Source organism: Streptococcus sp. 210928-DFI.4.42 (assembly GCF_020554365.1).
In the GTDB taxonomy this organism is placed as follows: domain Bacteria; phylum Bacillota; class Bacilli; order Lactobacillales; family Streptococcaceae; genus Streptococcus; species Streptococcus parasanguinis_S.
Window position 1 is genome coordinate 26,261 of record NZ_JAJCHF010000016.1, and the last position, 20,811, is coordinate 47,071.

At 42.1% G+C, this 20,811-nt stretch carries 18 protein-coding genes; 4 read left to right on the forward strand and 14 right to left on the reverse strand.

Annotation, left to right across the window (positions count from 1 at the left end):
* Window positions 1-54: 54 nt before the first annotated feature.
* Window positions 55-2,709 (reverse strand): SEC10/PgrA surface exclusion domain-containing protein, encoded by a 2,655-nt coding sequence (locus LIZ08_RS07095; protein WP_227038579.1) that lies wholly within the window; start codon window positions 2,707-2,709, stop codon window positions 55-57.
* Window positions 2,710-2,934: 225 nt separating this feature from the next.
* Between LIZ08_RS07095 and pepF the strand changes: the two genes are divergently transcribed.
* Both pepF and LIZ08_RS07105 read left to right on the forward strand, forming a co-directional pair.
* Entirely contained in the window at window positions 2,935-4,731 is a 1,797-nt protein-coding gene (gene pepF, locus LIZ08_RS07100; protein ID WP_227038580.1) for an oligoendopeptidase F, read from the forward strand.
* A gap of 54 nt (window positions 4,732-4,785) precedes the next feature.
* A complete protein-coding gene (locus tag LIZ08_RS07105) occupies window positions 4,786-5,577 on the forward strand; it encodes a DUF2785 domain-containing protein (protein WP_125826731.1) in 792 nt (263 codons plus the stop codon).
* Between the two features lie 159 nt (window positions 5,578-5,736).
* Here LIZ08_RS07105 and trxA read toward each other — a convergent pair whose 3' ends face one another.
* From trxA to LIZ08_RS07145, 8 genes are all read right to left on the reverse strand, one after another.
* On the reverse strand, window positions 5,737-6,051 hold the full coding sequence (gene trxA / locus LIZ08_RS07110; RefSeq protein WP_023919472.1) for a thioredoxin: 315 nt from the start codon (window positions 6,049-6,051) through the stop codon (window positions 5,737-5,739).
* A gap of 12 nt (window positions 6,052-6,063) precedes the next feature.
* Window positions 6,064-6,288, reverse strand: a complete 225-nt coding sequence (locus tag LIZ08_RS07115) for a DUF4649 family protein (RefSeq protein ID WP_049487777.1) — start codon at window positions 6,286-6,288, stop codon at window positions 6,064-6,066.
* A 187-nt stretch (window positions 6,289-6,475) separates the two neighbouring features.
* Window positions 6,476-7,120 (reverse strand): CadD family cadmium resistance transporter, encoded by a 645-nt coding sequence (locus tag LIZ08_RS07120; protein WP_003010035.1) that lies wholly within the window; start codon window positions 7,118-7,120, stop codon window positions 6,476-6,478.
* A gap of 821 nt (window positions 7,121-7,941) precedes the next feature.
* Window positions 7,942-8,211, reverse strand: a complete 270-nt coding sequence (gene rpsO, locus LIZ08_RS07125) for a 30S ribosomal protein S15 (RefSeq protein ID WP_003004251.1) — start codon at window positions 8,209-8,211, stop codon at window positions 7,942-7,944.
* A 410-nt stretch (window positions 8,212-8,621) separates the two neighbouring features.
* On the reverse strand, window positions 8,622-11,321 hold the full coding sequence (locus LIZ08_RS07130; RefSeq protein ID WP_227038581.1) for a Cna B-type domain-containing protein: 2,700 nt from the start codon (window positions 11,319-11,321) through the stop codon (window positions 8,622-8,624).
* Between the two features lie 372 nt (window positions 11,322-11,693).
* Window positions 11,694-12,422 (reverse strand): pseudouridine synthase, encoded by a 729-nt coding sequence (locus tag LIZ08_RS07135; protein ID WP_024056310.1) that lies wholly within the window; start codon window positions 12,420-12,422, stop codon window positions 11,694-11,696.
* Window positions 12,423-12,424: 2 nt separating this feature from the next.
* Window positions 12,425-13,576 carry an MFS transporter gene (locus LIZ08_RS07140; protein ID WP_227038582.1) on the reverse strand — a complete coding sequence of 384 codons (1,152 nt, stop codon included), beginning with the start codon at window positions 13,574-13,576 and terminating at the stop codon, window positions 12,425-12,427.
* A 105-nt stretch (window positions 13,577-13,681) separates the two neighbouring features.
* On the reverse strand, window positions 13,682-14,845 hold the full coding sequence (locus LIZ08_RS07145; RefSeq protein WP_227038583.1) for an MFS transporter: 1,164 nt from the start codon (window positions 14,843-14,845) through the stop codon (window positions 13,682-13,684).
* 146 nt (window positions 14,846-14,991) lie between these two features.
* Between LIZ08_RS07145 and LIZ08_RS07150 the strand changes: the two genes are divergently transcribed.
* Window positions 14,992-15,678 (forward strand): cyclic nucleotide-binding domain-containing protein, encoded by a 687-nt coding sequence (locus tag LIZ08_RS07150; protein WP_227038584.1) that lies wholly within the window; start codon window positions 14,992-14,994, stop codon window positions 15,676-15,678.
* Window positions 15,679-15,738: 60 nt separating this feature from the next.
* On the forward strand, window positions 15,739-16,353 hold the full coding sequence (gene def / locus LIZ08_RS07155; protein WP_003010019.1) for a peptide deformylase: 615 nt from the start codon (window positions 15,739-15,741) through the stop codon (window positions 16,351-16,353).
* A 52-nt stretch (window positions 16,354-16,405) separates the two neighbouring features.
* Here def and LIZ08_RS07160 read toward each other — a convergent pair whose 3' ends face one another.
* The 5 genes from LIZ08_RS07160 to LIZ08_RS07180 form a co-directional block, all read right to left on the reverse strand.
* Window positions 16,406-17,410, reverse strand: coding sequence for a hypothetical protein (locus LIZ08_RS07160; protein ID WP_003010017.1), 1,005 nt, complete (start codon window positions 17,408-17,410; stop codon window positions 16,406-16,408).
* A gap of 83 nt (window positions 17,411-17,493) precedes the next feature.
* Entirely contained in the window at window positions 17,494-18,162 is a 669-nt protein-coding gene (locus tag LIZ08_RS07165) for a DUF443 family protein (protein ID WP_201088188.1), read from the reverse strand.
* A 41-nt stretch (window positions 18,163-18,203) separates the two neighbouring features.
* Entirely contained in the window at window positions 18,204-18,887 is a 684-nt protein-coding gene (locus tag LIZ08_RS07170; RefSeq protein ID WP_003010013.1) for a DUF443 family protein, read from the reverse strand.
* Window positions 18,888-19,093: 206 nt separating this feature from the next.
* Window positions 19,094-19,324 (reverse strand): GlsB/YeaQ/YmgE family stress response membrane protein, encoded by a 231-nt coding sequence (locus LIZ08_RS07175; RefSeq protein WP_003010011.1) that lies wholly within the window; start codon window positions 19,322-19,324, stop codon window positions 19,094-19,096.
* Window positions 19,325-19,333: 9 nt separating this feature from the next.
* Complete coding sequence (locus tag LIZ08_RS07180) at window positions 19,334-20,575, reverse strand: aminopeptidase (protein WP_227038585.1); 1,242 nt, start codon at window positions 20,573-20,575, stop codon at window positions 19,334-19,336.
* Between the last annotated feature and the right edge of the window lie 236 nt (window positions 20,576-20,811).

The window sequence follows — 20,811 nt, forward strand, 5'->3', positions numbered from 1 at the left end:
TTTTCTTAAAATTATATCATTTTAGGCTGGGTTTCCCCAGCCTAAATAGTGTTTTTATTTTGATTCGCGTTTGCGTTTCAATCCAGCAAGACCTAGAGCTGTCATAGCTACGCCCATAAGTCCAAGTGCACTTGTAGATTCACCAGTTGACGGTAATTCTTTCGTGTTTGCTTGTTTAGTTTGTTTAACTTGAGGTGTTGCTGGTGTGATTGCACCAGGTGTTCCTGTTACGATTGGGACAGTTGTCTTCATCACTTTGTTTTCAGTTGGTTCATGACGAACTGGTTCGTTGCGACGAGTTTCTTCTTCGTGTTTGATACGTTCTTGTTCACGACGAATTGTTTCTTCCAATTGTTTTGCTTTAACAAGTTTTTGATAAGCTTCGAAGACACGAATGTAGTCTTCTTGAGAAGCTTTTGCTTTCAATTTCAAAGCTTCAAGTTTTGCAATTTCAGTTTCAAGAGTTGCTTTAGCTTCAGCTGTTTTAGCTTTTGCTTCAGTTAATACTTTTTTAGCTTCAGCGAGTTTTACAGGTGCGTTCTTAAGCAATTCAAGATAATCTTTAGATTCTTTGACTGCTTGTTCAGCTGATTTAACAGCTTGTTTAGCACGTTCAACTTGAGCTTTAGCTTCAGTTGTTGCAAGACCTTTTGCTTTCAAATCGTTTTCGGCATCGATTGCTGATTTGAGAGCTACTTTAAGAGCTTCTTCTTGAGCAATCAATTTAGCTTTAGCGTCTTTCAATTCAGATTCGCGTTGTGCACGAACTTGTTGCAAGTTTGCAAGATTTGATTTAGCTGTTGCAAGTTCATCTTTAGCTGTTTGAAGAGCTTTCGCTGTTTCAGTGACTTTGTCTTGAGCTGCAGGAGTTTGTTCTTTGACAGCAAGTGCTTCATCGTAAGCTTGTTGAGCTTTAGCGATAGCGTTTTGAGCCGCGTTCAATGCAGTTTGAGCGTCAACTTGAGCGGATTTTGCAGAAGCAAGATCATTTTCAGCAGATGTAACAGCTTGGTCAGCAGTTGCTTTCTTATCTTTAGCCGCTTGAAGAGCTTGTTCTTCTGCTTCAACAGATGATGTCAAAGATGCTTTGTATTCAGCGTCAGTGCTGATGTAATCACCTTTGTCTTGGTTTGTTGGACGGTTTGTTGACAAGATGTGTACAGAACCTGAGCTTACGCTAAATCCGATACCTGTGCCTTCAAGTGAAATCAAGTGTTTAGCGTGTCCGTTTGCTTGGTCACCATCAGCGAACATCATTTCACGAATAACGTTAGCGATGTCTTGTTTTAAGTTCAACATGTTGTATCCGCCCATGTTTTCTTTGTGCCATTCAGGTAAAAGTCCACCGAGGGATTCAGATGCGTTATATGGACGAAGAACTGAGTATTGGTGACCCCAGTTTTTAGCGAAGTTGAATTTGTCAGGTGTTCCGCCGTTGTCTGCGTAGAACTTAGAGTATCCACGCGCGATAGCGTCTGCAAATTCTTGACCACCAACTGTCAATTGGATTGGTGTATGAGCTTTACCAGGTTCACGTTGAGACCAGTATTGTTGGTTAAGGTCGTTCAACATTTGAGATACGAATTCAGCAATTTCTTTACGTTGTGCGGATGTGAGGTTTTCAAGGTCAACTTTGTCTTTGTTTGTTCCAAGAGCTGTTTGGTTGTATGCATCCCAGTTGATTTTAGGTTGCAATGCCCGGAGTTCATCTTTATGAGAGATGAACCATGCGTAATCTTTAATGTCGTGTTTTGCGTATTCAGCAGGGATAACAATTTTACGGAGAGCTTCGTCTTGTTGCAATTTAGCAACTTTTTCTTGATAAGCAGCGTTTGCTGCATCGAGTGCTTTTTGAGCAGCATCGACTTCAGTTTGAGCGACACCTGCTTTAGCTTTTGTTTCAGCAAGAGCTTTTTCTTTAGCTTCTACATTAGCTTTTGCATCAGCGAGACCTTGTTCGAGAGCAGGAATGTTCTTTTCAGTGCGTTCTTTATCGAGAGCTGATTTTGTTTCATCAATTTTAGCGTGACGAGATGCGTCGAATTCTTTTGCACGAGTCAATTCATCTTGAGCTGCTTTATTCACAGACTCTGCATCTTTCAGTTTATTTCCCGCAATCGTCACTGTCTCCTGTGCTCTGGTCAGTGTTGTCTCATTAAGAGTTTGTTCTGCCTTCTTCACTTCTTCCTTGGCTAATGCGACTTTTGCTTTTTCATCTTCTATTTTTTTAGTAGCCTCTTCATATTTTTTTCCTGATTCGGCTTCTGCTGTCTCAGCTGATTTCACACCTTCTTCAGCCGTTTTTACACTTTCTTCAGCTGATTTCACACCAGCCTCTTTTGTTTTAATGGCTTCTTCAGCTTTTGAAATATTTTCAGGAGTTGCTTCCTTCGCAGCTTCTTTTGTTTTTTCATAGGTTGCTGCAGCTGTTTTTTCAGCTGCTTCTGCTTCCTTAGCCTTTTGATCCGCTGCACTGACAACCTTTTCTTGTTCTGTTACCGTTTTAGCCGCAGCATCAGCTTGCTCTTTTGCTGTATCAACTGCCTCTTTTGTAACCTCAGCAGTACGATCGATATTTGAAACAGTTGCTGATGTCCCTGTCTGAGGTTGAGCAACTGACGCTTCTTCAGCTTGTACAACTGAAGTTACAGCAGTAGCAGCGATAATACTTGCCCCAAGTGCGATCGTTTGTTTTGTAGATTTTTTCATTTTTTCTCCTTTTTAAAACTCCCACAGTTTTAATAATACATCGCAATAAAATATTACTATGTTTTGATATTATACCAAAGCTAATTATATTTTTCAATAATTAATCGACTATTAGAATTTGAGATATGTGAAGATTTTTACACAAGCATTTTCCCCTCTCCCTCTATGTTTCTGCTCCTTTTTCTGATATACTTAGTATAGTTATTTGATCAAAAGGAGAACACTATGGAATTAAAAAAACGTTCTGAATTTCCTGAGAAGGAACTCTGGGACCTCACAGCCCTCTATCAAGACCAGGAAGACTTCTTGCGTGCCATTGAAAAAACCCGCGAGGAAATTAATGAATTCGTCCGTAACTACAAGGGTAGGCTCCACACTTTTGAAGACTTTGAAGCTGCCTTTGCGGTCTTTGAACAAATTCAGATCCAACTCAGCCACATTGGCAACTACAGTTTTATGCCACAAACCACTGACTTTGGTGATGAAGCTTTCGCAGAGATTGCTCAAGCGGGGATGGATTTCGAAACTTGGGCAAGCGTTGAACTTTCCTTCTTTGATGATGCTTTGGTAGAAGCGGATGAAGATGTCCTTGAACGCCTGGGTCAACTCCCTCACCTCACTTTTGCCATTCGTCAGGCTAAAATCAAAAAAGCTCACTACTTAGGAGCTGATGTCGAAAAAACGTTGACCAACCTGGGTGAAGTCTTCTACGGACCACAAGACATCTATACCAAGATGCGGGCGGGCGACTTTGAAATGGCTGATTTCGAAGTGGACGGAAAAGTTTACAAGAATAGCTTTGTCACCTATGAAAACTTCTACCAAAACCATGAGAATGCGGAAGTCCGTGAAAAAGCCTTTCGTTCTTTCTCAGAAGGTCTCCGCAAGCACCAAAACACAGCTGCAGCTACCTATCTAGCTCAAGTTAAGTCTGAAAAACTGATCGCAGATATGCGGGGCTATGACTCTGTCTTTGACTATCTCTTAGCTGAGCAGGAAGTGGATCGCTCTATGTTTGACCGCCAGATTGACCTAATCATGAAGGACTTCGCTCCAGTCGCTCAAAAATTCCTCAAACACGTAGCAAAGGTCAACGGTCTTGAGAAAATGACCTTTGCTGATTGGAAGTTAGACTTGGACAGTGCGCTCAACCCTGATGTTACCATTGATGATGCCTATGACTTGGTCATGAAATCTGTGGCACCTCTTGGGGAAGAATATTCCCGCGAAATTGCCCGCTACCAAACCGAACGCTGGGTTGATTTCGCAGCCAATGAAGGTAAGGATTCTGGTGGCTATGCAGCCGATCCATACCGCGTTCATCCTTATGTCCTCATGAGCTGGACAGGACGCATGAGCGATGTCTACACCCTGATCCACGAGATCGGACACTCTGGTCAGTTTATCTTCTCAGACAACAACCAAAGCTACTTCAACGCCCACATGTCGACCTACTATGTGGAAGCTCCTTCTACCTTTAACGAGCTCCTCCTCAGCGACTATTTGGAACACCAGTTTGACGATCCTCGTCAAAAACGCTTTGCCTTGGCTCACCGTTTGACAGATACCTACTTCCACAACTTCATCACCCACTTGTTGGAAGCAGCCTTCCAACGCAAGGTCTACACCCTGATCGAAGAAGGTGGTACCTTCGGTGCTAGCAAGCTCAACAGCATCATGAAGGAAGTCTTGACCGAATTCTGGGGAGACGCCGTTGAAATCGATGACGATGCAGCTTTGACCTGGATGCGCCAAAGCCACTACTACATGGGGCTTTACAGCTACACCTACTCAGCAGGCTTGGTTATCTCAACAGCGGGTTACCTGCATTTGAAGAACTCCGAAAATGGAGCTAAAGATTGGCTGGACCTCCTCAAATCAGGTGGTAGCAAGACCCCACTTGAGTCAGCCATGATCATCGGAGCAGATATCTCAACTGACAAACCACTTCGCGATACCATCCAATTCCTTTCAGACACTGTGGATCAAATTATTGCCTACAGTGCAGAATTGGGAGAATAAACTCCTCTACAGCTAACTCTAAAATATGCTAGTGGAAATGCAGAGGTGCTAGGGATGTATCAAGAATTACAAAGTAAAGTGACAGAAGAAAAACCAAGCTATAGTCGAGAAGAAATCCAGTGGTTGCTGGAACATTTGGGTGATCCTTCACCAGAAATTCGTGATGATCTCGTTTTTACAAGCTTGGCTAGAGGGATTCAGGAAGAACTCTTTACACGAGAACAATTTCATTTCATTGCTGAGACGATTTCATCCGACGAAGGAATAGAAAAAGAGATTGATAAGATTGGGCCATCAACACTTGAACGTTCTTTTAGAGCACTCGTTTATGCCAATCTCTTGTCTGCAGATGCCAACCAACAATCGATTTTTTATCAAAGATTAAAAGCTGATATAAGATATATTTTACTGGATCAAGGCTTACACTATCTTTTAAAAGAAAAGGATACAACAGGTTTTTCCAGCCAGTATGGCTGGGTTCACGCTTTTGCGCATGGAGCTGATCTTTTGACAGAAGTAGTTTGTCATCCAGAATTTCCCAATAAAAAAGTTCATGAAGGATTGAACATACTGGGCCAAGTCTTTAAAAGAATTTCAATTCGTTTTACCGATGATGAGGATTGGCGCTTAGCTAGAGTGCTCTATGAACCTATTTTGCAAGGGAAAATCGAGCAAGAACAAGTAGCTTCTTGGATAAAAATGCTTGACTTCCCAATAGAGGAAAGGGAAGATTTTTATAAATTTTCCAACCTTAGATCCTGTCTGTTAGAAGTCTATATTCAACTTGACCAAAGAAACTTTTTACAAGATGAGTTAAAAGTGGCCATTCAATCTTTTCAATACTAACTGTTGATAGTGAAAGTTAAACTCTCCAAAATATTCTAAGTCACTTTTCGTGAAAAATTATTGAAGATAAAAGAGCCTTGCTCCTCATATAAAAGGACAGGGCTCTTTCTTTGGATATAAAAAAGCACTCCTATTTTACCAATGGAAGTGCTTAGGATATTAACTCAATTCAGCCACAATGGCCTTAATTTGTGCTGCAGTGTGTACCCCTGCTACTTGTTTGACAACCTGCCCATCTTTTTTGAAGAGCAAGGTTGGGATTGACATAATGCCGAAAGCACGCGCTGTTTCAGGATTTTCGTCCACATCCATTTTCAGGATTTTTAACTCATCTTCCGAGAGTTCTTCCGATAATTTTTCTAAGATAGGAGCTTGCATGCGACATGGACCACACCAGGTTGCCCAAAAGTCTACCAAGACTAATCCTTCTTTCGTTTCTGCTTCAAATGTTGCATCTGTAATTGCTTTTACCATTGTTTTTCTCCTTTAGTTTTTGTATTGATCGAGGTCTTGCTTCATCAAATAGAAGAAGACATCTCCGTAAGTTCCGTGGTAATCGAGTTCGTGCCCATTATAGGTCAATTTTTGTACGGGATAGTAATCCGCTACACCAATCAAGCAAGCTTGTTGGGAGCGTTCAAACTCTTCATAGGAATCAAAATGCATGACTCTTTCATGTTTTGCACCATCTAGATATGTAATTTCAATCATATCAGTAACCTCTATTTCTTAAGATGTATCCATTGTAACACTGTTCATTACATCTGTCAAACAAAACGACTTCCTCAGAATGATGGATCTTGTGCGAAAAGGAAAAGACAACAAAACAAAAAATCTCCCCGAAGGGAGATCGATCTGGTCTATTTTACCTTACGATGCTAGGAACCGTAGCCGAAGATTATACTGGATAAAACCGTTCTAGAGAAGGCGACGAACCGAAGATTGTAGGCTCTATCGTGCCATTTTCATACATGATGTATAGTCCAAGTGTAATGAATACTAAGGGCACAACGATTCGCTCATATTTTTCAATTGTCTCAGATATTAACGGCATAGAGGATAGCACACGACTAAGCTCGCAAAAGATAATTATGCCGATTGCAAACACAAGCAACGCCACGAGTGTCTGTGACCAATCTAACGAAGCAAAATAAGGTATATAGATACCTAAATTATCTCCGCCAGACGCAATTGTCAGCAATGTAACTGTCCAAAACAGTTGATTTGCCTTGCTTTGTTCAAATCTTTCAATAATTTCTTCCTCTTCTTCCTCACCTTCTCCAACAATTGCAAAGCGAATCCCTAAATAGATAGGGATTAAACCAAGCAATCCAACCATCCATGCTTCAGGCACGAAATTGACGACATAAGCAGCAACTAAACTCGCCCCTACAAGTAAGCCTGTGCCTAGATATTGCCCCGCATAAATATGCCATTTCTGTTTATTCTGTGATAGCTGTGCAAATAAAATAATTAAAATAATTAAATAATCGATACTGGTGGAAATATAAACACCAATAGCAGATATGATTGTCTGTCCCATAAAAAACTCCTGTATTAGTCAGTAATAAATCAGCAAATTTTAGGGAAGCACAGACACATTAATTTAGCTATCGCTAGTGGGTAATGTCGAACGTAGGAAAGCATTTTACTCCTCCTCAAAACGTAGTTACAAAGTAATTTCTAACTGGAATTCGGTGACTACTTCCATGTAAAGTATAACCCACTATACTTTACTTCGTAAAGTGTGGGATCTCCGAGGGGGCTTGCAGACTGCTACCATTTGAGGTTTTTGTAGTCTCCAAAATTGTGGCCGATAAAACCGTGAATAAAAAGGAGTGAATAAACCATGAGTTTTTGTAGTCTCCAAAATTGTGGCCGATAAAACCTCAATAAAAAAGCCCTCTGAATTCAGAGAGCTCCATTCTTGCTGCATAAAACGTTTCTAGACAAGGCGACGAACCGAAGATTGTACCGGATTTCTTCTGAAAACAAAAAAGCTCCCCGAAGGGAGATAGTTCTGGTCTATTTTACCTTACGATGCTAGGAACCGTAGCCGAAGATTATACTCGAGTATATCGAGGCAAGGTGACAAAAAACAAAAAAGCTACTCAACTAGAGTAGCTTTATTTCAAGATATGCTCAATTGAACACGGCCTAAGCACTTGGCAAAAAAGAACAGCCCTCTGAATTCAGAGAGCTGTTTTGAGCTCGGGCTAAAATCCTAGTGAAAACAAAAAATCTCCCCGAAGGGAGATAGATCTGGTCTATTTTACCTTACGATGCTAGGAACCACAGCCGAAGATAATACTTGAGTATATCGAGGCAAGGTGACAACGCAGCGTAAGTGGAAAATAGAGCAGATTAACGACGAAGTCCAAGAGAGTTGATCAACTCACGGTAACGGTTAACGTCGTTTGTACGAAGGTAAGCCAACAAGTTACGACGGCGACCGATTTTCTTCATCAAACCACGGTAAGTAGCGTGGTCTTTTTTGTGTTGTTTGATGTGTTCGTTCAAGTGGTTGATTTCCCAAGTAAGGACAGCAACTTGTACTTCTACTGAACCAGTGTCACCTTCGTGACGTGCGTATTGTGCAATGATTTCATTTTTTTTCTCTTTTGAGATTGCCATGATAAGCTCCTTTTCTTTATGCTCTATCCGAGTGGCAGGTTTGGCATATCCTGCTACCAAGAAAGAGTTAGTTGTCTATTCGACCTTCTTATTCTACCAAGATTTCATCTTTCTGTCAAACACTTATGTTTCCTTTGAGAGGAGCTTTTCTCATTTCTAAAAAGAACCTTGGGAATTTGAACGGTTTGATGGATCATTCTTCAAGCAACTTATTCAAAAGAGAGTGGGACAGAAATCGGTAATTCGTTAGAATTTGATTTCGTCGTCCCACCTCCGCACAGTTGAGTAGGGCTGTAAAAGCTGATGAAATCAGCGTAGTAGAGCCCACTCAACCACTGCGTCTTGCTCGACAATCCAAAAATAATTGAGAGGCTAGGACTTTTGTCCCAGCCTCTTTATCGGTATGAATCTTATTTTTCTTTCCGTTTACCACGCAAGAGCAAAGCCAAAGCAAAAATTGCTAAGAGTGCACCGAGTATGGTCAACCCGTAAGCAACAACTTCACCAGTTGATGGAAGAATTTTTTTCTTCCCTTCTTTTGGTGTAGTTGGAGTTTCTGGTTTTTCCGGTGTGCTTGGCGGCGTTGTTGGTGGTGTCGTCGGTGGAGTTGTAGGTGGAGTCGTTGGCGGTGTGCTTGGTGGTGTGGTAGGAGGTGTTGTTGGCGGAGTCGTTGGCGGTGTGCTTGGTGGTGTGGTAGGAGGTGTTGTTGGTGGCGTATGACGGTTGGTTACCGTGAAACCATCAATGTTGCTTGTATAACCTGCTACTGGATCCTCTGTAATCGTGTAGGCAATCTTCTTACCTTCCTTGTATACAGGTAGATCCGTGAAGCTTGCCTGCCAATTATCAGTAGCTGTGATTTCTTTTACAGCTACTTCTTGACCATCCGCAAGGAGACGAACTGTGATTTTTTCAGGACGAAGACCCTCTTTATTGTCTGCATCATCCCAGATCTTCTTGACCGCTACTTCTGTTACTTCTGGTGTGCGGCTATTGGTGATCACTACATTTCCCTTGTTACTGTCATCGACCGTACTTGTATAGCCTTTGACTGTCCCAACTTCTTTCACTTGGTACTGGATCTCTTTGCCTTTCGCTTTTAGAGGCAAATTGCTAAAGGTATGAGTCCAGTTATTTTTAGCAGAAAGTTCCACTTCTTTTCCTTGAGCTTTGCCATCTGCATAGAGCTGTACCTTAATGGCGCTTGGACGTTTGCCATCTTGGTCATTGTTGTCTTCCCAACGTTTTGTAACAGTAGCGCTGGTTTTACCTGGCTTGTAGCTATTGGTAATGGTTGTTCCATCAATCGCAGCAGAGTAATTGGCTACTGTGTCTTCTGTGACTGTGTAGACAATTTGTTTGCCGTGATTGTATTTTGGAAGATTGGTAAAGACTGTCTTCCAATCAGTTGCTGCACTTAGCTCTTGGCTAGCTACTTCTGTACCATCTGCAAGGAGACGAACAGTAACCTTGTCAGGACGAACACCATCTTGATTATCATTGTCTTTCCAAATCTTCGTTACTGGAATTTCAACAACTTCTGGTGTACGAGTGTTGGTAATATTGGTTCCCTCAATAGTTGTTTCATAACCTTCGACAGGTTCTTCTGAAATAGTGTAGGCAATGACATTACCAGCATCATCGACCACATCGAGATTATCAAAATGATAGGCCCACGTTCCTGTAGCATCTGGTTTCACTTCTTTAGAAGCGACTTTGACACCATTTGCTAGGAGATTGACTGTGATTTTTGACGGACGCTTGCCATCTTGGTTATCATTATCATTCCATGTCTTTTGGCCAGAGACACTTGTTTTTTCTTTTTGGTTTACGACATCACGAGAAATCGCGAGGTCATTTCCAAAATCATCCTTGCTGATCTTGATAGGTTCTTCAGAGAGCACATAGCCTGTCGGAGCTTGAATTTCTTTAACCGTATAAGCCTGCTTGATCAAGCCCGTAATGGTGCCAACACCATTCTCATCTGTCGTAATGGTTCCAACTTGCTCACCTGTATCATCTGCTGTCACAGCAAAAACAGCACCTGCAAGAGCCTGACCATTTTCACCTTTTTTATGAATAGTGAAGGAGTATTTCTCACCATTGAAGTCTCCATCAAGGAATTGATACAGAATATCTGCAACCTTATTTTGCTCCTTGATTTCTGTAGCTGTCATCTTCGCATTGTTTTTGTAGGAAGTATTGATGGCTGGGACCTTGTCCAAATAGACATCATAGCGAATTGTCATTCCTTGTTCAGGAGCTAGATCACCGATATGAACTGTTAAAGAACGCCCATCAGCACTGACAACAGGGGAATAATTCTTGGTGACGTTGGTAGTGTCTCTTAAGTGATAGGCACCATCTTCGTTATCGATCTGCCAAGTTCCTGTATGAATGTTGACAGAACCTGCCTTGATCTTTCCATCTGTAAAGGCCAAATGGTCTTTAATATCAATATTATGAAGGGCTGTGTGACCTTGATTGATATTCAAGGTATAGGTCAATTTTAATTTATCATCTGAGTTGGTCCAACCCCACTTGCTAAAGACTTCTGGAGTAGGAGGATTTTCACCTGGATTGACCCCTTTGTAATCGATATTTCCACCTGAAATCACATCTTTATCGATTTTAAGTTTAAACTCAAGTGTCTTTTGTCCTTTGACAACTTGGTGGTCTACACGCGCAAAGAAACGCAGTTTCCCTTTCACATTAGCCATTCTTTCAGGATAATCTGTATAGGTTACGGTGATGACCTTTCTTTGATCATCTACCGTTGCTGTCGCAACCTTTTGACCACTTGGATCCAGCAGGTCAATGGTGTCCGTTTCAAAGACCTTAAAGTCATCTCCAAGTTGGATAACGGTCTGATCTCCCTTTTTTACACGTCCATTTGGCAACACAAAGTTTGCTTCAACTTGAAAACTCTCCCAAACACCGAGTGGATCTGTAATCGCTCCACCAGTTGATTTCGAGATGTTTACAGATGTCACAACATCATTGATCGTATCTGCATGGACTTTAGCTGGACTATTGGGTTTGGCAAATCCTAAAGCCGCTAGTAAAAATAGGGCAACTGTTGTCACAACAGAATAGAGCCACTTTTTCATAAACGATTTTTCTCCTTTTTCTACGTTTACTAGATAAGGTATGTGAGTAGAAAAATTATCACTACATATTGTGAATTTATACACAACCTATCTTTTTTCATTATAATCGATTTACTTTGAGAAGACAAGCTAATATATATGCTTTTTGTATTTTAAGTACATTTTTTTGAAACAAAGAAAAAATAGAGAGTGGGACAGAAATCGGTCATTCGTTAGAATTCGATTTCGTCGTCCCACCTCCGCACAGTTGAGTAGGGCTGTAAAAGCTGATGAAATCAGCGTAGTAGAGCCCACTCAACCACTGCGTCTTGCTCGACAATCTAAAAATAATTGAGAGGCTAGGACTTTTGTCCCAGCCTCTTGGTTTTTTGCTTATAAAGGAACTCCGAAGACCTCTAGGGACTTGAGTTCAGAAGGATAGAGTCTCCGCCATTCTCCCAATGGAAGAGTTGGATCTAGCGTTAGAGGACCCATAGAGATCCGCTCTAAATCCACCACTTCCTTACCACAGGCAGCGACCATGCGCTTGACCTGATGGAATTTTCCTTCAGCGATTTCGATTTCGACGTAGGAGCTGGTATTTGCCTCATTCACCTCTAAGATCTGCAATCTCGCAGGCAGGGTCGTGAAGTCTTTGAGGGCAATGCCAGCTTCAAAACGGGCCACATCTGCCTCATCCATGATCCCAGCCACCTGGGCACGGTAGATCTTCGACACATGCTTCTTCGGCGAAAGCATGGCATGGGCGAGCTTGCCATTATTGGTCAAAAGTAGTAAGCCATGGGTATCGATATCTAGACGCCCGACAGGAAATACTTCCTTGTGACGGGCTGTCTCGTCCAATAAATCTACCACAGTTTGGTGGTGATCATCTTCAGTCGCTGAGATGACTCCAGCTGGTTTATTAAGCAGATAATACACGAAGGTTTCATGGACCAAGTTTTCTCCCATAAAGGTCACCTGATCCTTGTCTGGATCAATCTGTAGTTTTCCTGCTGTCTCTTTTTTTCCATTTACTGCGATTTTCTTTTGCTTGAGGAGTTGTTTGACCTCGGACCTGCTCCCCACGCCACAATCCACTAAAAATTTATCTAGTCGCATGATTACTTCCCGCTCTTTCGTACAATCCAAAGACCAAAAAAGGAAATCAGGATCATGAGGATACCAGAAAATCCAAAAATGAAGGCTGGAGCAGATGAGATCGTCCCTAATAGACTAAGGACAAAGGTCGTTGCGATCGAACCTGCACTACACCCCAACACCGCAATGGATGTTGCCTGACTTAATACTCCAGCTGGCATCTGATCAGATAAGACATTATAAACAGTTGTGAGAGCCACACTATAGGCAAAACCTGCAAGGATGGTCACAATGGCGAGCATCCAGAGATTGGTAGAAACCCCGATCAACAGTTGGGTCAAGCCATAGGCCACTCCCGAAACTACCAACAAGCGATCGCGGAAGAGCTGGGTTAATGGGGAGAAGGCTAATCCTGCAAGGATTCCGACAAATTGCATGGTTGCTAAAATAATCCCAGCAGTTTGGGCAGTACCATGCCCTACTTGCTCGACCACACTTGGAATCCGAACGGTGATCATGACATTGGACAAGACGATAGCTGCCGCAACGACTGCTAAGCCTAGTGCCGTCCGCCATTGTCCCCCCGTCATCTTGACATCCCGGTGTTTTTCCTCCACTGCTTCTGTCTTAGATCCATAAGGCACAAATAAGAGATACAAAAGTAAGATAGGAATGCTGATGCCGTAAACGAGAAAGGCAGCCTGCCAGCCAAAGCGAATCAAAAGGCTCACTCCAAAGGTCAAAACGGCCGTCCCAACAACTTCTGCAGAACCACGAATACCAAGAGTTTGGACGCGTTCTTTTCCTTTATAGCGCTCACTGATAATGGCAATGGCAGAAACATTGAGTAAGCCAACCGCCATCCCGAAAATAATCCGAGACAAAAAGACAACCGGATAAGCTGGACTGATTAAGGGAATAAAGCCACATAGAGCGTAAGCAACTAAGCCCGTCACAATCATCTGACGCTCTGAAAATAGGCGTCCAATCCATTTATTGAAGATGAGTGAAACCATGATCCCGGCAGAAGGAAGCGAGACCAAGAGCTCAATCATGCTGTGAGGAATTCCCTTGTAATAGGCAAACATGGCCGACTGCGCACTCGAAATCGAAAACGAGGTCGTCAAAATAAATGAAAGCGCGAGAATACTCACTTTCTCCATGATTTTTTTCATTATTCTATCCTTTAAACTAATCTTTTTTTCACACTCCTCCTATAATAACACGAGCTAGTGACAGGACGCAATAGATTGAATTAAAAAAACGAAATGATTTCTCCATCATTTCGTTCGTGCTAGTAATTGTGAGGCGAAGACTCCCGTTAGGACCATCAAAGCACCAATCCAGACAAAGAGCAGATGATTGGTAGGAGCTAGTGGCGTCACCAACTGGATGAAGAAAGAAGAGAGGGCTGACCCGAGATTGCAGCCGATCAAGACCAGCGAGGTCGCAAGGTTCAAGAGATTGGTCGGGATTTTTTCAGATAGGTGATAGAAGATACTGGTAACTCCCGTACTGTAGGTAAAACCGGCCAAGAGGGTTCCTAGAATCAGGCTCCACAGCTGGCTGGACAAACCAATCAAGGCAAAAGCCAGACCGAAACCAAAGCACATGATCATGAGCAAGTTCTTTTTGAAAACATGTGTCAAACTGGCAAAGCCCACTCCTGCTACAATCCCTGTCAATTGCATCAGGCTCAAGACGGTTCCAGCTGTTGTCGCTGTTCCGATACGCGCATCAACGATGATATCCGGCACGCGCAGGCTGATAATAGAATTGAAGCAAATGATGATACCAGCAATCACGGCTAGCATCAGACTAAAACGCCATTGAGGGGAGCGTAGGCGGACGGATCCCGACTTTTTCTCCTTCAAGCTAGCCTGTTTTTTCCCCTTAGGATAGGGAACAAAAAGGAGATAGAGGAGTAAAATAAAGTAACCACCACCGTATATGGCAAAGATCGCTGGCCATCCCAGAGGCAAGAGTTGCCCCACGATAAAGGTCAAGATGGCAGAGCCCACCACTTCAGCAGACCCCCGATAACCCAGCATCCGGGTCTTGTCATTGCCTGAGTAGCGCTCACTGATAATTGAAATAGCCTTGGCATTGATCATTCCTGTCCCCAAGCCAAAGAGCAAACGACTCAGAAAGATGAGAGGATAGTCCTGCACGAACAAAGGCACGAGACCACTAGTTGAAAAGAGCAAGAGCCCTGCAACAATCATCTGGCGCTCACTCATCCACCGCTCGATCACGCTATTTAAAAAGAGCATGGCCACGACCGCAAAAGCTGGCAGGGAAACCAAGAGTTCTACCTGACTTGCTGTATAGCCGAATTGGCTAAAATAGGCCTTCATAGCTGGCAAACCGGCTGTAATTGAAAAAGATGAGATCAGCATGAGCGACAAACTCAAGAGACTGATTCTTTCCATTGTTTTTTTCATTTTTTTATTTCCTATACTTTACTGGTAATACTTTGATTTCACTAGTTTTTTCAAAAAAGATTCAAACTAGTATTTTCAATAGAATCCTAGTATAATCAATTTAGAAATAGAAAAACAGGACATTTGTCCTATTTTAGGAGATTGAGATGAAAAAAATTTCCCCATCTACAAGACTCAAGGAAATCATCACAGACTACCAATTGGACCAGATCTTTCCGGGCGACTGCCTCAGCCAGCTGGACCTCGTTCTCTACCAGGCTGGAGATTATATCTGTCGCCAGGGTTCTGAGCAAGATGTCATTCCTTATTTTCTCAAAGGCCGGCTTAAGATTGTCCACAGTCTCGAAAATGGCAGCGACACCATCCTTGAAATCCAAGAAAAACCTGGACTCTTAGGAGAGATTGAGCTCCTGCTCGATCGGGTCTGTATCTCATCAGTCATTGCAGACCAATACTCGCTAGTCGTCCAGCTCCCAGCCCTGCACTTTAAGAAGCGCCTCCTGCTTGATCCAACCTTTTTGCGCTCTACGGCCAAGACCTTGGCTGAGAAATTGCACCAGATCAACTATTTGGCTCCTGCCAACTTTCATTATTCGGTCAAGGAACGCCTCGCCTCGCATTTTCTGAAGCATTGCGACGAAAATGGGACCCTCAAGCCCAAGATGAATCAGCTGGCCCTGCGTTTTGGGATCAGCTACCGCCACCTTAGCCGTGTCATCAAGCAGATGATCGAAGAGGGCTTAGTCCAAAGAGAAGGACGAATCTATACGATTTTAGATGCAAAAAGGATGAATGATTTGTCCATCAAACATGCGGAAACCGTCGACAGATAACTTTAATTTTAGGCTCTTTTGTGTTATCATGGAGGGTAGAAAGAAAGTGAGAGTAAAACGATGAAAGCAATTGAAAAAGTTACAAGAGCATCCCATTTGATTGATATGGATGACATTATCCGCGAAGGAAATCCCACACTTCGAGCTGTTGCAGAAGACGTGACCTTCCCTTTGTCTGATCAGGAAATTATCCTAGGTGAAAAAATGATGCAATTCTTGCACCATTCTCAAGACCCTATTATGGCTGAAAAACTTGGCCTCCGTGGAGGAGTGGGACTCGCAGCTCCTCAGCTGGATATCTCTAAACGAATCATCGCTGTTTTGGTTCCCAATCCAGAAGATGCCGATGGTAACCCACCAAAAGAAGCCTATAGCCTTCAAGAAGTCATGTACAATCCAAAGGTTGTCGCCCATTCTGTTCAAGATGCGGCTCTTGGCGACGGGGAAGGCTGTCTCTCTGTTGACCGCAACGTCCCAGGCTATGTGGTTCGACATGCCCGCGTGACGGTTGAGTATTTCACAAAAGATGGGGAAAAGAAACGCATCAAACTCAAAGGCTACAACTCCATCGTCGTTCAACATGAAATTGACCACACCAACGGTATCATGTTCTATGACCGCATCAATCCAAACAATCCATTTGAAATTAAAGAAGGCCTTTTGATTTTAGAATAGCGTAAATGACAAAAATACCTAACTGAGGGAACTCTCGGTTAGGTATTTTTCATTATTTTTTGCCTTGCCTTTTATTCGAAAACTTGCGCATGATAGCACGAACCATGCTAATGAAGAAGTCCAAGACGATTCCTAGGGTAATCATTCTGACAATCCACACCAACCAGATTGGTCGTCTTACACTTGCATCAGCATATCCTAAATGATCAAGTGCTACAATTATCAATAGATAGCTCACTATTTCTAACGGAATACGAAGTTTAGCTTTTTTCAGACTGAAGCCTTTCAACCAATTCCATAGTAAATCCCACAACGTCGGATTATCCTCAGGTTCATCCTCCCAGCATTCCTTGCTTTTTGTTTTCAAATACAAGAGGTAACCCACTTCTGTCAGCAACTGAGTAAAGGCGTAACTGAATAGTATGCTTACGGATACTCCTAGCACCACTCCATAATAGCCAGTAAGGGCCGCTCCTATCATGGAGCAGACGAAGATGATCGTTAGGGCATTGCTACTGTAACTACTTGATTTTGCGAAATAATTTCCCAAGGTTCTAGTTGGTGAAAAGCCAATCTTTAACTGCTTCTTAAGCCAAAAATAATGATAAATAAAGCCCAATAAGGTACAAATCACAAGAAAAGTAATGACGATGAAGCCATATTTTGGGAAACCTACCTCAAATTCTTTATTTGCCAGAGCAGAAACAATGATGAGCAAGCCCATGACTTGGAGCGATAAAAACATTCCTGCATAGGTGAATAAGAGTAGAGTCGTTGACAACACTTGTCTTCTATATATAAATGCCCCCATTAACGGCAAGAAAAATGCAATGATATGGTAAACACAATAGATGACAAGGATATCAAAAAACCAATGACTAAATGGTTTTATACCTTTCGATACATCATACGAATAAAAACAAAGGATTTCAAATGCGAACAGAAATACGCCTGTCCACGAATTGATCATCATAGCCGCTGAAGCACGTGTATTGGCTAAACTTTTAAAGTAGACTTTGTTCGCCTGCTCAATATTGACTTTCTTTTCGTTTTTCATGACAAACTCCTTTCTAAAAAATTCTTTTAAGATCCAAAAGCAGATGGATGTTGCTCTTGCTTCTGAATTTCACTCGACTGGATCTACTTGATTTTAGCTTTGAAAGAGATAATTGGGGAATAAAAAATTAAATTCCCAGAGATAAAAAACAGAAATGATGAGATTAATAGACCAAAATGTATTATAAAATTGGGCTCAAAGTTTATTAAAATTGCATAACATACTGCAATGAACATGACTATAAGAAAAGTTACATATATTAGAGGTAATAGTATATTTTTTATATATTCTGGAAAGCAATACACTTTTCGAGGTGTTTTATCTGCCACAATTTCCTGCATCCCTTCTCCTCTACCCATCCAAATCCGAAGTCCCACTACAAAAATTAAAATCAACATCATCAAGGATAGATTAAGCAAGTGAGAGGTAAAATTGAGGTATTTTTCTATTGGAAATGCCCTTGCTAATAGCATGGAGGTTATACCTAAACCAAGCGAGGTCTTCCCAATTTGATTATTCACTAAACTCTGATGCTTCTTGTCTCTCTCAAACACTTTCGGAGCTAGGACTCCCACTTCATCCTCTGTCAGCTGATAGGCTTTATGAGGGATAAAATAAACAAACCATGGCAGAAAATAGGTGATGATAATCGGCCGATCGACCTCCATCAAATACCACACCCCATCGACTTTTAATAAATGGTAGCGAAAGTTCATTTTGGGCAACCGTTCGATTTTTGCTGGTTGAAACATAGATTGTCCTTTCTTGGTCGTTTTATACTTTAGGAGAAAAACTAGTCCGCTCTTTTCATTTTTTTAATTTTCACCTTATAATCATCGTCTGAAGCATATAATACTACATTACCTGATGCTAAATAAAAAAATGAAAAAACACATAAGCCTATATGAACAAATAGATTTGGCTTACTTTTACTCAAAACTGAATAAAACATTGCACTTGATAGAAACAAAGCAAAAGTCGCTAAAAAAAGTTTTTTTAGTACTATCCTCAATTTCATTGGACGACAATAGATTGTATTGGCTTTTTGAGAAGCCATCATTACAGTCTCTATTTTCCTAGTGCTCAGCCAAATACGAAGCCCAACAACAATACATAGAACAAGGATCATTAGCACTAGATTGAGTAGATGGGAAGTAAAATATAAATAATCCTCTATCGGAAAAGCTCTGCCTAGTAAAACTGCTAAGGAACCAGCACCAAGAGCTGAAATCCCTGCTTTAGTCTGAGTTGAAAGTATGTTATTATCTCTTTCAAACACTTTTGGAGCTATTGTTTGTACTTCATCCTCTGTCAGCTGATAGGCTTTATGAGGGACAAAATAGGTAAACCATGGGAGAAAATAACTTGTCATAATTGGCCGATCGACTTCCATTAAATACCACTCATTCTCTACTTTTAACAAACGATAGCGAAAATTCATTTTCGGCAAATACTCGAGTTTTACTGGTTTAAACATAGATTGATCTTACTTTCTATACTGTTTCATTCTTAGACGGAGAAACTAAACTAACTTTTCACCAGTCTACCACAGCCATAATTATCTTATTTAATCATAACAGAACATACCTTCCATCATACCTGATTTTACTTTGATGATCAAGTTTTGACTAAAAAAGAGGTTGGAAGATTTCCAACCACTCTATCTGTTTTAGCAAGTTAAACCTAGCTTCCTCTTTCCCAGAAGATGGCTAATAAAATCATGGCACCGAGAATCGATGGGATAATTGCTGTACCGTTTAGGCTTGGTCCCCAAGCACCAAAGAGTAATTGTCCTAAAAAGGCACCAATCCAGCCCAGGAACATTTTCCCAAAACATCCCATGCGTTCGCCACGATTGGTGATAGCTCCAGCTAGAAGTCCGATCAAAAGACCGACAAACATACTTCCAATCATAGTTTCTCCTTAAATTGCCCAATCTCCATTACGGAAGAGTGGTACGCGTGTTCCATCCTCACGGATACCGTCGATATCCATTTGGCTTGAGCCAATCATGAAGTCAACATGGACGTCTGAGCGGTTGAGGCCGGCTGCTTCGAGTTCTTCTTCTGTGAATTCTGCGCCCCCTTCTACGCTGGTTGCATAGGCTGCCCCGATGGCCAAGTGGTTAGAGGCATTTTCATCAAAGAGGGTGTTAAAGAAGGTAATGCCTGATTGGGAAATTGGGCTTGGGTCTGGTACGAGGGCACATTCCCCCAAGGCACGCGCTCCCTTGTTTTTGAAGACCAAATCTTTCATGACTTGATCGCCTTTTTCAGCTGTGATATCCACAATTTCTCCATTTTCAAAGGTCACTTTGATGCCTTCGATGATGTTCCCATTGTAGCTAAGCGGTTTTGTGGAAGTGACATGACCTTCTGCACGACGGAAGTCAGGAGCTGTGAAGACCTCTTCTGTCGGCATGTTTGGCAAGAAGCCTTCGCCTTGGGCATTGATAGCTCCAGCAGATTCCCAAACGTGGTTCTTCGGCAAGCCAAGAGTCAAATCAGTCCCTGGTGCTGTGTAGTGAAGGGCTGAGAATTGTTCTTTATTAAGTGTATCTGCCTTGCTCTTGAGAATAGCTGCATGCTCTTCCCAAGCCTTGACTGAGTCTTCTTCGTACACCCGGCAGGTCTTGAAGATTTGATCCCACAGGAGATCCACTGCTTCTTCATCACTAGTCGCATTTGGGAAGACCTTTTTCGCCCATTCTAGTCCTGCTGCTGCAGCCACGGTCCAGCTAACCTTGTTGGATTGAGTGGCGATGCGCATTGGTTTCATGGCCATGCCCAAAGCCTTGGCAGAAGCAGACAATTTCTCTGCATCGACACCATTTAAGGCACCTGGATCAGATGAGCGCACACCCAAACGACTCGCCTTGTGTTCCAAGAGGTAGTTCATCTCTGCAATCTTATAGTCAGGCACGTTGTCCAAGCGATCCATCGGTGCATGGAGGAATTTCTCCCGGGTCGTAAAATCATCTGCCCATTGGACAATCACTTCGTGCGCACCCAAGGCATAGGCTTCCTTCACAATCAAGTGGGCCAATTCTCTTTGTTCCACATCGATGTTCAAAGCCAAGGTATGGCCAGGTTGCACGTTGATGCCGTTCGCCACCAACAATTTGGCATATTTTTCGAGGTTTTCTTTAAAATTTGGTAAAACCATTATTTTCTCCTTCATAAGTGAATGATCTCTTCCTAGTATACCACAAGTCCATGTAGAATTCTTTTAGAACATAAACAACCTTTTTTAATATAAGATAGGTTAAGTGATTCTGAAAAGAAATAAAAATGAGTTCTTTTTAGAACAAATCAAAAAATACCGAAACTTTCCGCTATGAGAAAAGTGAGAGTGGGACAGAAATCGGTTATTCGTTAGAATTCGATTTCGTCGTCCCACCT

Bases quoted from the DNA above. Each gene is read 5' to 3' on its own strand.
- LIZ08_RS07105 (WP_125826731.1), top strand. From the start codon at position 4,786: ATGTATCAAGAATTACAAAGTAAAGTGACAGAAGAAAAACCAAGCTAT.
- LIZ08_RS07160 (WP_003010017.1), bottom strand. From the start codon at position 17,410: ATGAAAAACGAAAAGAAAGTCAATATTGAGCAGGCGAACAAAGTCTAC.
- LIZ08_RS07135 (WP_024056310.1), bottom strand. From the start codon at position 12,422: ATGCGACTAGATAAATTTTTAGTGGATTGTGGCGTGGGGAGCAGGTCC.
- LIZ08_RS07175 (WP_003010011.1), bottom strand. From the start codon at position 19,324: ATGATTGGAAGTATGTTTGTCGGTCTTTTGATCGGACTTCTAGCTGGA.
- rpsO (WP_003004251.1), bottom strand. From the start codon at position 8,211: ATGGCAATCTCAAAAGAGAAAAAAAATGAAATCATTGCACAATACGCA.
- LIZ08_RS07120 (WP_003010035.1), bottom strand. From the start codon at position 7,120: ATGGGACAGACAATCATATCTGCTATTGGTGTTTATATTTCCACCAGT.
- LIZ08_RS07150 (WP_227038584.1), top strand. From the start codon at position 14,992: ATGAAAAAAATTTCCCCATCTACAAGACTCAAGGAAATCATCACAGAC.
- LIZ08_RS07180 (WP_227038585.1), bottom strand. From the start codon at position 20,575: ATGGTTTTACCAAATTTTAAAGAAAACCTCGAAAAATATGCCAAATTG.
- LIZ08_RS07165 (WP_201088188.1), bottom strand. From the start codon at position 18,162: ATGTTTCAACCAGCAAAAATCGAACGGTTGCCCAAAATGAACTTTCGC.
- trxA (WP_023919472.1), bottom strand. From the start codon at position 6,051: ATGGTAAAAGCAATTACAGATGCAACATTTGAAGCAGAAACGAAAGAA.
- LIZ08_RS07140 (WP_227038582.1), bottom strand. From the start codon at position 13,576: ATGAAAAAAATCATGGAGAAAGTGAGTATTCTCGCGCTTTCATTTATT.
- LIZ08_RS07130 (WP_227038581.1), bottom strand. From the start codon at position 11,321: ATGAAAAAGTGGCTCTATTCTGTTGTGACAACAGTTGCCCTATTTTTA.
- def (WP_003010019.1), top strand. From the start codon at position 15,739: ATGAAAGCAATTGAAAAAGTTACAAGAGCATCCCATTTGATTGATATG.
- LIZ08_RS07115 (WP_049487777.1), bottom strand. From the start codon at position 6,288: ATGATTGAAATTACATATCTAGATGGTGCAAAACATGAAAGAGTCATG.
- LIZ08_RS07095 (WP_227038579.1), bottom strand. From the start codon at position 2,709: ATGAAAAAATCTACAAAACAAACGATCGCACTTGGGGCAAGTATTATC.
- LIZ08_RS07145 (WP_227038583.1), bottom strand. From the start codon at position 14,845: ATGAAAAAAACAATGGAAAGAATCAGTCTCTTGAGTTTGTCGCTCATG.
- pepF (WP_227038580.1), top strand. From the start codon at position 2,935: ATGGAATTAAAAAAACGTTCTGAATTTCCTGAGAAGGAACTCTGGGAC.
- LIZ08_RS07170 (WP_003010013.1), bottom strand. From the start codon at position 18,887: ATGTTTAAACCAGTAAAACTCGAGTATTTGCCGAAAATGAATTTTCGC.